A 15,568-nucleotide genomic window follows, 5' to 3' on the forward strand; every position below is an offset into this window, starting at 1 on the left:
ATGGCCCGTCATCCCCGTAGCAGCTGCCCACACGGCGACCCGTTCACGCCGTACCCGGTCCGGCCCGAAGCGGGCTGGCCTCTTGGCGAGGATCCCGAACGGGACGCGGCGCTGAGCGAGTTGTCCGCGGTGCTCATGGCGTGTCCGGCTCCCCTGGCCTCAGCACTGGGGGAGCTGACACCGCAGGACATTGGCAAGGGTCTGTCGGCGACACCGCAGCCGCGCCGATCGTCGGTGCTGCGACCGCTTGGCCTCATGATCACACCTTCCAAAATCGGTCCGCACCTGTGTCGCGACGTTCTCATGCGGATGACGCGCGCTGACGACCATTCCATGCGGCATGCGGCAGCGGCGCTGACCAGAGCGGTGCTCACCGACCTGCGGAGTAGCGTCCTGCCTGATGAGTTCTCTGAACGCTTCTCCTCGCCGCCTGTGCGCGACCCCGCCCTGCACTGGTCACCGGCGCTCGCACGAGTCGCCATGTGGGCCAACGGGTTCTCCTCCGTGAGTGACGCGCGGTTGTGGTTGTGGGCGAGCCGACAACCGTGGTTCCGACCTTCCTCTGTCGCTGACGAGCATGTCGCCGCGATCGCTACGGCTGCCAAGAGGGTCATCGAAGCTTCGCCGAAGTTCAGCTTTCTCAAGGACAGCAACGAGACTCCGCCTGACCTCGACGAACTTGACGATGTGGCCCAGAGCGAGATGCCGAATAAGCCAGGTACCGAATCAGCTGTCTCGGGCCGAGTGCCGGCCCCGGTCGATGACGACGGCGCCGCAGGCACGGTCCCGATCGCCGCCAAGCAGATGGTCGCCGTGGATGAAGAGGACTCTCAAGTGACGGTGACCACGGTAGACAGGAGCGTCGGTGAGCTGAATGTCGGCCAGTTGGAGCAAATCAGTGAAAACCTGCAGCAGGCCTTGGCGAGTGCGGTGCCCGCCGCGCAGCGGATTCTCGACAGCGTCACTGCCGACCGACCGCCCGCCGTCGATGACCTCAACATGATTATCCATGCGCGCGCCTCGTTTGATGATGCCGTAGCAACGCTACGGGTAATGGGCACCCCAGGGGACGCCGATACCGGTGAGGCGGTACGCGCCGCGCTGGACGACCTCATTAAGGCTGCCGACGACCCGTCCGTGCGCGCCAAGCTCGCGCAACTGCGGACTCTCGTCGCGCCCGGCGACAGTCCGATGATCGCTACCGCCTTGGCCGTGGCACAGCAGCGGGCCGACGCCCTGGTCGCATCTCCGACATGGACCACGGCTGAACGGACTAGCGCTGTCACCCTAGCCATGCTCACCGAGCTTTCCGATCCGGCCACCACGCCTTCACAGGTGATGGCGCTGCAGCAGGATTTTGCTCAGGCCCACCCCGACTTGGCGCTGCTCGCCATCGCTGCGGCCCAGTTGACCCGCATCCCCGATGCCAGCGCAGAGGGGATGACCATGCGCACCATCGCTGATGCCGCGGGTACAGCCAAAACCGTCGCTGACGAGACAGACGTCGCGACCCGCGGTAAAACTACCCAGGAGGACGAGACTCTCTCCGAGACAGCTAGCAGGAACACCATGGCGTTCCCCCGAACGGAGCCGACGTCGGTTTCGTCTTACGCCGAGGCGTCCCTGGCTGCGCCCTCGTCCAGCCGGATGCCTGGGCTGATCGCCGGCGATCCTGCTGCTCAGGGTGACGTGACCGTCAGTGACGGGGTAATGGCGCAGGCTCGCCTCGTCGAGGGAGTCGCCGATCTCATCGGCGCCCAGCGCTTCGGGCTGGGCGCGGCCGTTGCTCAGACTGGACAGTGGCCATCCAGCCAGCAGGCTGCGTTGCGTATCGCCGCATTGTCCGACGCTGTGCGTAGTGAGACTGGCACGGTCAATGCCACGCTGCGCGGCGAGCTTACTGAACTAGACACAGCAGCCGCCGCCGACGATTCGCCCAGCGCACTGCTCATTGTCGCCTCGCTGATCCGCGCCGCCCTTGTAACTGGAGAACCAACGACTGGTGCGGTGCTCACCGAGCTAGCTTCGCGGGTTGAGCCAAATTTGGCTGCAGTTGCTGAGCAGGTCGGCCGACGTGCGGTGCAAGGCCTCCTCGTCGATGCTCCGCCGCTGACCGTGCTCGCCGATGTCAGTGAGGTCGAACGGTCGGTGCGGGCTGCCAGCGACAAGGCCCGCAAGATGCTGCGCCCCCGCACGATACGGTTCAAACGTGCGACCGACATCGCAAAGGCTTGGATGGCCGCCGACGGGCTACTCGGCCGACCGCTGACTATCGCCGCCAACGATGACCGGTCGGCTGTGAACGAGGCCACCAGCGTTATTCAGGGGCTCTGTGACGCCGCACATGTCACCCGCGAGATCGACACGCTCGATCGTAGATTCAGGGGAACGTCCGGCAAGCCGATCGAAGGCGCCGGCCGGCAGAACCTCATCAACCTCGTCCAGGAGGCTATTCAGGCCCTCGCCAGTTGGGCCGAGGCGGTCTTGTCGCTACAGAGGTCCGGCGCCGCGCAGCAATGGAGCACCGGAGACGTTGCTGACATGCGCGCAGCGGTGCTTGACCGGCGCCAGGCTGTGCTCGCCGCTTTGGCGGCGCAGACCGAGCACACCGATCCAATGCTGGCTGCCGCATCGCGAGCGGCTGCTACGTCGCTGACGCTTACGTTCGACGTGCTCGACGGCGGGGTTGCGCTTCCGATCGGTGAGCCCGCACCAGCGTTCGTGCTCACCGCCGAACTGCTGAAGGTGCCCGGAGCGGTCATCGATACCGCCCTCAGCCACGTCACCGTGCCGGCAGACACCACCGTCGAGCAGCTACTGACAGCTGCAAAGCGAACCTGGACGGAAGCGGTCTTCACGCAGGTCGCGGCCGAGAACTTTGACGCTGCGAACTTCCTCCTCGCCGCCGCTGCGTCCAACCTGCTGCCTGGCGCGTCTGAACGCGAAATCGGCGAAGACACGGCTGCAGAGGTCGCAAGAGCACAGACCGAGGTGCAGGCTGAACTGGCGGATCTACACGACCAACTGTTGGGCGAACTGCGTCGGGCACAGACCAACAACGAGGTTTCCGAGGAGCAGGCTGGTGAACTGACTGGCCTGCTGCAGGACGCCAACATGGCCGTGACGCGCAATTTCGCATCTGTCCGCGCCCGGCTTGCCCTCGTTGCCGCGCGGCTGCCGCTCTACCGAGCTGAGGCAGCCCGGCGGTTGTCAGATCGGCTTGCCGCGCTGCCAAACGTCGACGAGGGCACCGTCACGCGCGTCGATCGGCTCATCAAAACCGGCGAGCTTTCCACCGCCGAAGAGCTCATCTACTTTCTCGAGATCGGCGAGCCAATGCCGCAGGTATCTGAGCAGCAGGACCTGCAGCAGTTCTTTCCCACCGTGCCTGATGCGCTGCAGCCTGGTCTGACGACGGAAGTCATCGACGCTGTGCGTAGCCGCGGTCAGGTGCCCGGCTGCAAGATGCTCGACTTCAGTCGGCTCAGCCCCGACCTGGCTGAGCTCGCCGCGGTCGCACTCGATAGTTGGCGGCAGCTCGCCACGACTCCTCCTGAAGGACGGCAGAAGATAAGCGAACGGGAACTGCTATTGCCGGCGCTGCGTATCACGGGCATTGAGGGCAAACGCATTCGCCGCCTCGACGACCTGCCGCGCGGGCGCGACCGGCGTTTCATCGACGTGGTGGACGTGACGATCAATGGCAAGGCGCCCGCGCCTGCGTTTGGCAGCAAGCTCGGTGGACGGCTGCGCGTGCTGCTCGCGTGGGGCCAGCCGAGCGCGCAGCTGGTGCTCAGCCACGCCGACCAGGACAACTCGGGCGACAGCCTGCTCATCGCGTACTTCGGTACGATGAGCGCTCAGACTCGCCGCGAGCTTGCCCAACACGCCGTCGCCGACAACCGCACCGCGCCAGTCGTGGTGCTCGATGATGCCGCACTGGTCTACCTGGCTGCGCACGGCAACCGGCGGATAGACGCCACCATGGGTGTGCTCCTTCCGTTCAGCAGCATAAATCCGTACGTCAGAAAAAAGCGCGGTCTCGTGGCCGAGGAGATGTTCTATGGCCGCGATGCCGAGCGCAAGAGCGTGCTCGACCCCGACGGCACACAGCTCCTCTACGGCGGGCGCGGCCTGGGCAAGTCTGCCCTGCTGCGCAGTGCTGGCCAGAAATTCGAGTCGCAGGGCTCGCCCGGCGAGCGGGTTAGTCTCTACCTCAGCCTCGATACCGTAGGCATCCGGGCAGGTTCGGCGATCGGACCGGACGCGATATGGAATGCGCTGCTGCGAGATTTCACCGACAAGGGAGTCATCACGCCGCCACGCCGCCAAACGCGCAGCAAGAGCCCGCATGAGCAAGTCCGCGCGGGCGTGCTTGCATGGCTTGACGCCGATCCGCGCCGACGGCTGCTCATCCTGCTCGACGAATCCGATCGGTTCTTCGAATCCGACGCGCCGGAGTTCTTTGAGACGAATCGGCTTAAAGAACTCGGCCTAACCACTGATGGCCGCATTAAAGTCGTTTTCGCTGGTCTGCACTCAGTGCAACGTTACGCCAAGAGTGCCCGTAACGGTCCGTTCAGCCATCTTGCGCAGCGCCCGACCGTCATCGGACCATTGCGGCCGCAGTTCGCGACGAACCTACTCACCCGCCCGCTGCAGGCACTCGGGTACCGCTTCGACTACGACGACCTGGTCAACCGGATTCTTGGGTACTGCTCGTATCAGCCGTTCCTCCTGCAGATGTTCGGCTCTCGCCTCATCGCTACGATGCACGCCCGCCGCAGCGTCGGCGTAGCCGATACCGAGCCGCCCTACGTCATCACACGCGCTGACGTTGTCGCAGTCGAAAGCCACATCGATCTCAAAGCCGACATTAGCGCAGCGTTCCACGACACGCTGCACCTCGACCCGCGGTACAACGTCATTGCCAACGTGCTCGCCCATCACGCGCACGAGTCCGGCCTCGACGCACGACTGTCCGACGTGGAACTGCGGGAAGAATGCCTGGACTGGTGGCACGCGGGCTTCTCGACTCTAGATGTGGAAGGGTTCCGCGCATACCTCCAAGAAATGGTCGGCCTGGGCGTACTCGCCCCGAACAACGACGGCCGAGGTTGGCACCTGCGCAGCCCGAACGTGCTCCGCATGATCGGGTCCAAGGACAATGTCATTACACAGCTCGTTGGTGCAGCGACGCTATCGGTGCCAGACGAGTTCATAGCCCTGGAGACACGAGCGGCACTGCCCGACGGACGTCGCTCGCCGCTGACTGCCGGGCAAAGTGATGATGTGCTCGGCGACCACGCCAACCAGGTCCGCGTGGTGCTCGGCTCACCGGCGACCGGCATCGGCGACGTCGCAAAGGCTGTGCGGCTTGCTGCTGACGTCGGCGACCGGTTCACCGTGCCGCCAATTGCCAATCGGCGGCAGTTCGAGGAGGAGTTGGCCGCTGGCAGGCCGGGTGAACGGCGCGTCGTGCTCACCGATCTGGTCGCGCTCGCGCCACGTGACGAAGCGTGCTCTGCCGCGCTGAAAGCAGCACTCGAGCTGCGTCCGCAACAGCCCGGCGTGACACGCTCGGCCGTCATCGTCGCTGGGCCGGAACAGATGCCCCTCTGGTGGGAGGTGCTTGGTCACACCGGACACGTCCCAGCGCTCGGCACAATTAAGCTGCGCCGCTACACCGGGCAGACGCTCCGTGTGTGGGCGCTGGCGAGCGAGAAGTTCAGTGTGCCGGAGCGACTCGAGCGGCTGCTTGAGGTCACCGGCGGCTGGCCGTTGCTTGTCGAGCGGGCCGGTCATCTCGTCGCATCCGGCGTGGAGGAAGGCCAGGCGCTGGCTACCGTCGCCGAGGAACTCTCGACACCGACTGACGCGGCCTCGTTCGTCGACGCCGTCGGAATCACCGCCGACGAGCAACTCGTCACCGCGTTCAACACAGTGCTGACGCTCGTCGATCCCGGCGGTGTCACGATCGACGACCTCGTCGCGGCTGTGGCATTGGGAGGAGACGTCGATGCTCCGGATATTGCGGTGGCGATCCTGCAAGCGCTGGGTGTTTTCGACGTCGACGCCGATGGCATGCATCGGCCCGAGCCGCTGCTAACGCGGTCCTGGCCCTACCGTGCCTGATAGCCGGGTGCTGGCCGCTGCGCTTCGTGTAGCGGCCAGCACCGGTGGGGTCTGCATGAGCGGCGAAAGCGGGGAGTCTCGTCATGGCCAGACTGAGTACCACCAGTAAGGTGATCGTGTTGCTTTCGGATACGCATGATGCCTTTCTGGGCAGATGGGGCAATACACGACCCAAGCGGCTGATGAGCCTGCAGAAGCAGATTTCTCCGTCAGAGGACAACCGATCCGGAGCTTGGTGGCAAGGCAAGACAAGTCGCGACTAGGTATAGCCCCTGGTCGCACGTGCGGAGCCTGGTCGCCCTGCTGAGCCTCGAGCCGTTGACCGCACACGCACAGACGGCCGAAGTCAGTCTGAGCTTGTTGGCTCACGCATGTGGCACGAACTGCCGGCTACAGCGTTTGTCAGTCTTCGCCGCTGCGGGGTGCAGGACCGATCGATGGCTTCGTCGATTCAGCCCTCGCGCTCCTTGCGGAAGGGGATCTCGGAGCCGGCGACGCCGACGCCTGCGGTGCTGGACTTGCGTAGTTGCTGAACCCGCGCGTACAGCTCGTCGCGTACGTAAGAGGGTCCACTGAACCCGTCGGCCCGGGAGATGAGGAATCGGTCTACCAATTGCTTGCGAGCGGCCGGCGAACTGGTCACCCGATACTCGGGATCGGCCAGCAACTCGGCCGCGAGGCCGTCGAGCTGCTGACCGAGCTGGATGTATTGAACCTTGGCGAGGGCATCGGCGCGCTCACACGCCGTACGAATCGCGTCCCAGAAGCTCCACTCCTGTGCGTCCGGCGGAACGGAAAGCCTGGCAATGCGCTGCCGGGCACTCGCACGGGCAGCACGGAATTCCGGGTCGGCCAGCAGGCGGTCGATCAGCTCGGCCTCGCTCCGTTCGCGCTCCTCCACGCTGAGCTGGTCGTCCTCGTCTCGAATAGTGAGACCGTGATGCCCAGAGCTCTCTTTCAGCACACGCTGCCAATCGAGGTACCAGGCAGCGCTTTGCTGCCAGAAATGAACAAGACCGTTGGCCATGAACGCAACACTTACTTGACCGACTTGACCGACATGTTGGGCCAGGTGTGTGGGCAGTTCGTGGATGTCGTCCTCATCTGCGTAGGGATCGAACGGCTCCGATCGCAAGTAAAGGATACATCCGCCAATTTTTCGGGCCAGTGACAGGAATGCCGGAAGCTCCAGTGTGTCGGGGTCGAGGTATACCTCCGGCCCGATCCCTGTTTCTGGGATGGCCGGTACCAGGACCAGCGAATTCTGGGCTGCGTAGTCGGCGGCCAACTTGGCGAGCTTGGTTGGGTCGTTCACGGGCAGCACTGTAGTGGTCGGCATCGGCAGCTCACCTGTGGTTCCGCGGTAATCAACGTGCCACTTCGGCCAGGAGTTCTGGTTCTCAAGAGGCCATACCTGACTAAATGCACGATGTCGCTAAACCTGGCACCTGTGGGCGGAATGTCAGAACGTCGCTGGTTGTGGATCCGATGACTTCTATGACTTTGTGCTTATAGGGCCTGGATCTTCGTCCTTCGCGTCGATACCCTGCAACAGGGTGTCGTGATCGGTTGCGAAGCGTCACTGCATGCTGGAGGGCCAGTGGAAGTTTCTTCAACAGGGCCAGACGTGCGTAGCCTTGCCGACATTCTGACGGTTGCGCCATGGGTGGAACTGGAAAAGCATATTGATCACTTGCGGGAGCGGGTGGATGCGGCCGTTCTTGCCTCGCATGGACGGCGAGAGCAGCTTCGCAGGGAGATACTGTCGGACAATCCACGCTTAAGATCACAAATCCGGCGCCCTTCGCCCGAGAAGATGGAATGGGCCAAGAATCTCCTGCGCTCTGGCATCGTCGCCGCCTCCGATGGGACGGTAGCGGCCGTACCGCTGCTGAGCGGAACGAAGATCCAGGTAGGCGTAGTGATCGTCACCAACACCGGCGAATCCGTCCGCCTAGTAACAAGGGTCTTCGAACACGAGCTGACCACAGCCGGCGACACGGCTCGGGAGTTCTTCGAAAATCTCCGGAAGGTGCATGGCAGCTCGAATCTGGCCAGCCGTGCGCTCATGCTGTTCGGCGAACGCCAGATCCTGCTCGCGCAGGAGGCCGACTGGCGGATGATCCACGGCGAGCTGATTCCGTACGAACTACGCACCGGCGTGGGTAGGCCGAAAGAGAACTTACCGCCTGTCTTCGATCTAGTGAGGCGTTATGTTCGGGAACAGCAGTTTATCGCAGTGAGCGAAAGCCCCGAGGACCTGGACGTCCTCAACGCTGGCATCGTCCTCGAGCCAGGGGAGTTCATCGAACTTCGTACGCTCACCGACGATCTCACCGGTTTCCTGGATGGTGACGAGAACGCGGGAACGACCAAGGCCGGTTTCAACAATATGGATAGGGCCACGTTCCGGAGTTTCATCGCAGAGGTCGGGCCGGAAGTCACAATCCTGCTGATGAAGGCCGGGCACCGTCCGTTCCTCCTGGAGTGCCACCGAGACCGTGTCGAAGAGGCGGCAGCGCTCTTTCTCGCGGACGCGCTCTGGACACGTGGTCTGCCGGACAAGGGAGTGACCGTAACCGCACGAGGCTTTCCCTTCCACATCGACCTCGCCGACAACGTGGCTCGCACGATGTTCAAAGGCGGAGAGTTCCGAACCTTCATCGAAACCCGATTGATGGAACTCGGGGTCGAGCACGGACTCACGGATCTGGATCCACGGAGGACTCGAGGATGAGCTCAGAAGCTGATATCCAGACAGAGACTGAGGGCGGCGAACAGGTCGACGAGTTCGAGGAGCCGCAAGACGGACCGCATCATGACGATGCGCCTGCCGAGCCGGACCACCCGAACCCCGAGCAGGAAATCCCCGCTGAAGATCTCAAAGCAGCGGAAGCTAGTCTTGCCCGATCGCTCATCACTCTAGGCTTCGTCGCCTTCGACGGGCAGGGGACCGACAACACCAGCAGCGGTGTCATGGTGTCCGAGCAGTTGCTCGAGATTCAGCGGCTCACCTACCTGGCATTTGGCTGGCCGATGAGACGTAGCAATCAAATCGGCGCCAAATACGGCCATCTATCCGTAGCGGGAGAAGTTCAGCTTCCCCCAGCGTTTCAACGATGGTACGAGTCTGACTTCAACGGCGAGAAAAGCGCGCTTGGCAGGGCACTACGCGCCTATGTCCAGGACCTTCGAACACATCTCGCAGAGGCCGCTCGCGTGCTTGCTCCGGGAGGACTCGTGGCCTACTCGGTCGCCAACTCCGTCAGGGCGGAACGTGTCTTCGACCTGGCGGCCGGCTTCGAGCAGCTCCTGGCCGAGGTCGGTTTCAGCGAAATTCGTGCAATACCTCGCGCGCAAGCCGGCCGACGTATCCTCCCACCGGGCCGGGACCCGAAGAGCGGACGCTTCTCGAGCAACGTGCGCAGTGCCGGAGTCCGAGAATACATCGTACTTGGCAGGCTCCCTTGAGGTGATGGCTATAGAACTATTGCACAGGCGATGGGCAGTTCGGGTTGAGGTTTGTATAAGTGTTCCTCGGCTCTCAAAGCGTGAGCAGCCATCCTGACTATAGACATCATGAAGCCCGCTGAGGCCATCACTGATCAACTAGCCCACAACTTCCCAATTGCCGGTACCAGCATATGCAATCTCGATGTCGGTAACACTAGTGTTCTGGTACATGAAACGGCCTGCCTACTCGAACCATCTTCGGAGGGCTGCAGGCCGCCATGGCAACTGAACATTGGTTACAGAGGATTGAGGTACGGGCGGCCTGCAGACAAGCTACCGGCGCGGATGGTGCGTTCTATAGCGAGAGCCTGTGCGCCGTCCTGGTAAATCAGAAAACGATAGCTGAGGTGCTCTCTTACATAGCTTTTGGTTATCTGGTCGAGACTTAGGTGGCCTTGGCCAATATTGGCCTGCTGTCCAGGCGTCAAGGCTGGAATGATAAAACGGTCGCAGATGTAAACGTTAAACTGATCTCCAGATCGTCTTCCGGATGCATGTGAATTAAGTCGCGTCCAAAGGCCTAGCGCCTTTCTTGGCTGTTCGGGATGGGTGACCAGATCCTCCGGCTGGGCTCCACGTCCACTCATGCCAACATAGATGAACTCATCTCGTCTCCAGACGGTATACACACCTGCTGCCCGGCGAGGGACCTGATCACTCGGCCAGTCAGAGAACTTGAAGGCCGGCCCGCTCTGTAAGACGTCCACGCAACCGACTCTACACCGTGAGGATTTCCTCGCCGCTAACACTTCGCCAAGGGTGAAGCCGGAGGCGCAGGTAAAATACCCGGATGCGTCGGAACCGGGATGGTGTTCATACTCCTCGCCTGAGTGTGAGTGCTGGAGACTTCAAGTTCCCATAGGTTGTTTGATGTATAGGACTCCTAGTCACCTCTGGCGCTCACCGCGGGAGGCGCACTATGGAAAAGGCGTCGCGCTGCTCTCAAGCGAATCCACGAGTTTGGATCTTGATCCTCAAGCTGCTGAGGTAGCCAGAGTCGGTTCTGGAGTGTGTCGGTGTCGCTGACCTCGGCAGACGCTGAAGACGGCCAGTCGGCCTGCGGTTGATCTAGGACTTGCTCATATAGCTCAACCGAAGTTTGCGGGATTTCATTGTGCGTAGCGTTGTGTGGGAGATTGGTAAATGTCAAGATTTCGTGCCGTTCGTCTAGGCTAGCCGAATGCAGCAGTCGTCTCGGGGGATGCGTACTTACGGCATGCTTTGGAAGAGGTAGCAAGGAGGGCAGCTGGATGCAGTTAAATACCTCTTCCGTATTCTTTACCAACCAACTATTAGGGTCGAAGTGTGAGCTCTGGAACAAAAAGACGGCAGCGTCATGATGGGAATGAGATTTACGCTGAAGGCGCTCGTTGGTGAAGCCTCGTGGGTGGAGAAATGGTGCAGCTGCATGCCAAATGGGAACGGTCGAGGTGGTGGTCGCTTCAATTCGCAGAAGGTAGGTGAGATTCCGTGGCCATTTTGACCAGCGTGTTCTCGGAACGAGGCCACGCACAAAAGTGGCCGGCCCAAGTAGTTCTAGCGCCTTCTCGCTTAGGTATTGCCGACTCCGGCTGGTGGCATGCCGGAAAGGCCCGCTGTGCTTAGAGGTGAGGAGAAGGTAGCGTTGTAGGGCGTACTCTGCTGCGAGTTCCCTCAGTTTTGCCCAGGTCTTTACTGTGGCCTGTGTTTGGCTGCGGCGGGAATCCCCGCAGCTGGAGTCTGGCGCACCCTGAGGCCAGGAGAGCGGGGTCAAGATGTAGGCGGCCTTGCAGGTATCCCAGTAATCATCTTGGACGTCCCATACCCGAGTGGGACCGACGAAGCACAAGGCCCTGCATGCACTGACATCCCAAGGCTTAACTGTGGTGCCACCATTGTTGTGGAGCACGGCTAGCGCTGCAGCTGTTGTGGGGACGTACAGTCTCGCCAATTCTCTGGGCAAGGCATGCGGTACGTTAGCTATGAGTCTGTCGAAGACATGCCGAGTCAGCCCTAGCGGTTTAACAGAGGCAATGTCTAGCGAAGACCCAATGGAACTATCCAGCCCTGCTGGACGAGTTGGCCTGCACCAATGGAGCAGAACGTTTTCCCACGGTGAAGCGGCGGGGTCGGCCAGACATATTGAGGCATCCTTGTCCAGCAGCAAGATCGCCGTCCCGGAAGGGGTGCCGCGGGCAGCATTTAACACACTTGCCAATAACGTGTTCAAGAGCGTGCGGGTTTTGCCGCAGCCTACCTGAGCATAGATGTACGAAGGTATGGGACCTGCCAACACCTCGATGGCACTGCGCGGTATGGCTCGGTGCCATTTCGATCGATCCGTCACCTCCCGCCCGGAGTCTGAGGCTTCAGTCGTGATGTCCATCCCCGAGATGATCACGCGTGAACTCGGGATACGTCCAATGTTTGTTGTCCCAGAGTCTTCGGCGCTTACCTCCGCCTGTGTAGTCGCAGGAACAGTTTCCTCTGAAGGGGAACTTGCAACTATGCAGCCGGGTTCCTTGATGGCATCTAGACGCACAGGTTGGGACCATTGCCGGTCTGGCGTCGCATGTTCCTGCTCATCGGAGGTTGACGCAGATGCTTCCCTCGGCTCGGGCAGCCTTGGTGACCGAACCGAGGGATCGAGGTGACACTCGTCAAGGTGGTCTTGCGGCAAACTCATGGCCTTTGGCCGGAAGGACTCTCGGTCCAATGCCGCAGCGCAGGCACGCAGCAAAGCAGGTGGAGCGTGGCCGACACACAAGAGCGCGGCCGAAACGATGGCTTGAGCCACATGCTCGTCCACGTCGGCGATGATGCCCTCGTCAACCAGATACTGCAGGATGCAGGCAGCCCCTCCGGGGAGGGCTGCCACATTACGAAGGAGCTGTTTCGGCAACTGCAGCGAGGCCGGCAATGGAAGTACGTGTCCAGGTGACGGGGACGTCGGCAGCACTTCGAAAGACACAATGTGGCGACAGGCCGGAGGCGGGGGAGATGGAGGTGGCAGATACCGCATCGTCGTCTGTGGGGTGCCTTGGGCGCCAGCGTTGCAGCCACGCATGTTCCGCGGCCGAAGCTTGAGTGCAGCCGTGGGGGCGGACTGGCACATCCGCACCAGCATCAGCACGAGATCGTCGAGCTTGAAGGACGGCTGCGCAGATACCCCGGCGGACCTGCCGCGCTCCTGAATGCGGCGCGCCAAGTGCTCAGGTAGGCCCGCCCGAATGTGCTTGGCCACCGGACTTCCCAGCGACGAACGCTCGAGCATCTGATCGAAGTCGTCGTCGGTCTCCATCGCCGGTGCCATCGGTGGGCGGTCAGCGGGTTGTATGCGCGGCGAATCCACAGTGCCGCGACGTTCTCCGTTATTCATGGCAGTCACCTCTCCGCACCGTCAGGGTCCACTTGGGCTTTTGGAGCAGGGTTCTCCTTGCCAAGCCTTTTGCGGGCGCGTCCTAAGCGCCCTTCAGCAGCCTTTTCGCTTAGTCCGCAACGTTCGGCTGCCTCGGCCTGGTTGTAGCCCTGGCTGCGGAACCACAGGACCTCACGCAGCTGGGGATCTTTGATCTTGCTCATGACGTGCCGGGCCTGGTCGGCCAGAACCACTTGATCTTCTGGACTTCGGACGCGAGCGGGACGCAAACTTGGCAAATTATCAAGATCGTCGGTCAATCCGGCATACAGGGCTACCCGGTCTAGCACCCCAGCTCTGCACCATCTGCGGTAGACCTTTTCAAAGGCGATCAGACACCCACCGATGAAGTAGGTCGTCAGCGCCGCTCCACCCTCAGGGTTCCAATCGCCGTTACGCACGGTGCGGCGAAAACGCTCGATGCCTTCCTCGGCGACTTCGAAGGCTAGTTGGTCAACATCGTCTTGGCTCCATCGCCTCCAGTCAGACCTGGCGCGGTCAAGCGGGGGCAGGGGAGTCAATCCCCTCCTCGCTCTGGTCTTGTTCGTCCGCGCGCGGACCTCGTTGACCTTGGCGAAGATCTTGTCTGCCCGAAGCCAACCGATCAAGATCGGCAGGCTGGAGCCCAACAGGCGCCCACACATTTTGTCGAAGCGATCAACGCGACCCTGGGCCAAATCCTGCTGCAGCAACATCATGATGCGGTGATCTTCATCAAGGCGCGCCTGGCGCGCGTCGGCGCCCTCGTGCAGCTCAGGGGGCGCTAGCTCCCGTTCGGCCTCGGCGACTGCGGCGGCGACCAGATCCGAGGCCTCTTGCTCCGATATCGGATCATCGTCGCCGCCGGTATCCGCGTCGATGCCCCCTGACTCGACCGACTTGGTCTCGAGCGCGCTCGGACGTGGGCCGGGCTGTTCGAAATGCGCCATCGACGTACCCGCTCCCCTCGGGGGTTGGGGGCCGAGGGAAAGGACGCACGGCCCGGGACAGGTGGTGGTCTACTGCGTAGCTCTATGGGGCAGCGCCGGATCTCCCCTCGGGTCTCCCCAAAGTTTTTTGTGCCGTCTAAAAGCGAGGGGAGCGCGGCGCGAATCGCTTAGACCTCCACAACCCGAGCCCTTCTCGTTCAGAGCGGGGCCAAGCGTGTGGAAGGGACATTGTGCAGGCAAACCTTAACGCCGATCACCACCCCGTGTGCCCGCTTCACCATCACGAGCCCAGCAGTTGTGGCAGTGTGGCCAAGCTCGACGCGACCGCTGCTAGGTCTTCAGGTCCTGCTCCGGCGAACCCGCCTACGCCCCCAGAGCGCATCACGCTCGCCCTGCTGTGCGCCGCCATGGCCACCATCGTCATGACTGGCCTGATGCTCGCCGACAAGGCGTCCTGGCCTGCGTCCCTCATCGTCGGCCTGGGCGCCGGCGGCGCCACCCTTGTCAGCGTGCTCACTCTCCTCGGCCGCACGAACTCCTCGTGATCGCCCGGGAGCGTCCGCTCGCCCTGGTCGCCGCACACCTGACCGAGATGATTCCCGGGCTTGGCGCTGTGTCCGCTTCCTATCGGGGCGGACGGGTTATCCAGCGGTCCAGCCTGAGGCATCTGGAGCGTTGTCTGGTGATGCAGCGGCTGTTGTCGTACCGGCGCTAACGAAGTGCGCAGGGTCTTGATGCCGGTTTCGGCGAGGATCTCGTCCACGAGGGCGGAGGCTATCCCGATCACGGATCAGGTAGCGCGCCTGGCAGCTGGCATCGTCCAGATCCATCACCAGATTCCTTACCGCCTGGGTGACCCAGTTTGCGCTCGGGGGCGCGGTGGTGCCGAGCACGCGGACGCGCTGCCGACAATTCCATCCATGCAGGTCAAGGCGTATGTGAGGACTCGTGTAGGATGCCGCCGAGTCGATCTCTTCGGCGTATGTTGAGGTGGATGATTTGCTCAGGGTCTGTGATCGTTTCCGGGACGGGACGCAGCGGGGCGGCTTGAGCCAGGGCTTGGTGGGCGCGGTGCTGGTTGTAGAACCATTCGTACTCGTGCAGGGCGTGCCGTAGGTGGCGTTCGTCCCAGAGCAGGCAGCGGTCCAGGAGTTTGTGGCGGCAGGACTGCACCCATCGCTCCATGATTGAGTTCATGCGGGGTATCCGGATGCCGGTGCGCAGGGTCTTGATGCCGGTTTCGGTGAGGATCTCGTCCATGGGGGCGGGGAACTTCCTATCCCTGTCTCGGATCAGAAAGCGCGCCCGGCAGCCCGCATCTTCCAGGTCCATCAGGACATTCCTGATCGCTTGGATGACCCAGTCGGCGGTCGGGTGAGCGGTGGTGCCCAGCACGCGAACGCGCCGGGTGGTTTGCTCGATGACGGCCAGGATGTACTGGCGCTGCCCGTTCAAGGTGACGGTCGCTGAATCGCCCCGGCTTTGATGGAGACCTCAGCGGTTGATTGCTAGGGCTTCGTTGGGATGGTGCTGAGCGTAGTAGATCGCCTCGAACTCCTCGGGCGGGAGGTGGCCGATGGCTGAGTGCAGGCGG

At 62.4% G+C, this 15,568-nt stretch carries 8 protein-coding genes; 4 read left to right on the forward strand and 4 right to left on the reverse strand.

Annotation, left to right across the window (positions count from 1 at the left end):
- Entirely contained in the window at nucleotides 1–6,135 is a 6,135-nt protein-coding gene (locus tag E1292_RS28365; protein WP_132598344.1) for a hypothetical protein, read from the forward strand.
- Between the two features lie 451 nt (nucleotides 6,136–6,586).
- Here the strand turns inward: E1292_RS28365 and E1292_RS28370 are convergent, their stop codons facing one another.
- Nucleotides 6,587–7,450, reverse strand: a complete 864-nt coding sequence (locus tag E1292_RS28370; protein WP_132598346.1) for a hypothetical protein — start codon at nucleotides 7,448–7,450, stop codon at nucleotides 6,587–6,589.
- A 285-nt stretch (nucleotides 7,451–7,735) separates the two neighbouring features.
- Between E1292_RS28370 and E1292_RS28375 the strand changes: the two genes are divergently transcribed.
- Both E1292_RS28375 and E1292_RS28380 read left to right on the forward strand, forming a co-directional pair.
- Complete coding sequence (locus E1292_RS28375) at nucleotides 7,736–8,872, forward strand: hypothetical protein (RefSeq protein ID WP_132598348.1); 1,137 nt, start codon at nucleotides 7,736–7,738, stop codon at nucleotides 8,870–8,872.
- A complete protein-coding gene (locus tag E1292_RS28380) occupies nucleotides 8,869–9,606 on the forward strand; it encodes a class I SAM-dependent methyltransferase (protein ID WP_132598350.1) in 738 nt (245 codons plus the stop codon). The genes E1292_RS28375 and E1292_RS28380 overlap by 4 nt, the downstream gene beginning before the upstream one ends.
- A gap of 278 nt (nucleotides 9,607–9,884) precedes the next feature.
- On the opposite strand, the gene E1292_RS28385 is transcribed toward E1292_RS28380, so the two are convergent.
- Nucleotides 9,885–10,355: a hypothetical protein gene (locus tag E1292_RS28385; RefSeq protein WP_132598352.1), complete on the reverse strand. Its 471-nt coding sequence runs from the start codon at nucleotides 10,353–10,355 to the stop codon at nucleotides 9,885–9,887.
- Between the two features lie 2,656 nt (nucleotides 10,356–13,011).
- Nucleotides 13,012–13,974 (reverse strand): RNA polymerase sigma factor, encoded by a 963-nt coding sequence (locus tag E1292_RS28390; protein ID WP_132598354.1) that lies wholly within the window; start codon nucleotides 13,972–13,974, stop codon nucleotides 13,012–13,014.
- Between the two features lie 305 nt (nucleotides 13,975–14,279).
- Between E1292_RS28390 and E1292_RS28395 the strand changes: the two genes are divergently transcribed.
- On the forward strand, nucleotides 14,280–14,519 hold the full coding sequence (locus E1292_RS28395) for a hypothetical protein (protein ID WP_132598356.1): 240 nt from the start codon (nucleotides 14,280–14,282) through the stop codon (nucleotides 14,517–14,519).
- 382 nt (nucleotides 14,520–14,901) lie between these two features.
- Here E1292_RS28395 and E1292_RS28400 read toward each other — a convergent pair whose 3' ends face one another.
- The gene (locus E1292_RS28400) at nucleotides 14,902–15,429 is read right to left on the reverse strand and encodes an integrase core domain-containing protein (RefSeq protein ID WP_132598358.1); all 528 of its coding nucleotides are present in this window, start codon (nucleotides 15,427–15,429) and stop codon (nucleotides 14,902–14,904) included.
- Between the last annotated feature and the right edge of the window lie 139 nt (nucleotides 15,430–15,568).

The sequence above is a fragment of the Nonomuraea deserti genome (genome assembly GCF_004348685.1).
GTDB lineage: Bacteria > Actinomycetota > Actinomycetes > Streptosporangiales > Streptosporangiaceae > Nonomuraea > Nonomuraea deserti.

Coding starts and splice junctions, on each gene's coding strand:
- E1292_RS28365 (WP_132598344.1), top strand. CDS start 1: ATGGCCCGTCATCCCCGTAGCAGCTGCCCACACGGCGACCCGTTCACG.
- E1292_RS28380 (WP_132598350.1), top strand. CDS start 8,869: ATGAGCTCAGAAGCTGATATCCAGACAGAGACTGAGGGCGGCGAACAG.
- E1292_RS28390 (WP_132598354.1), bottom strand. CDS start 13,974: ATGGCGCATTTCGAACAGCCCGGCCCACGTCCGAGCGCGCTCGAGACC.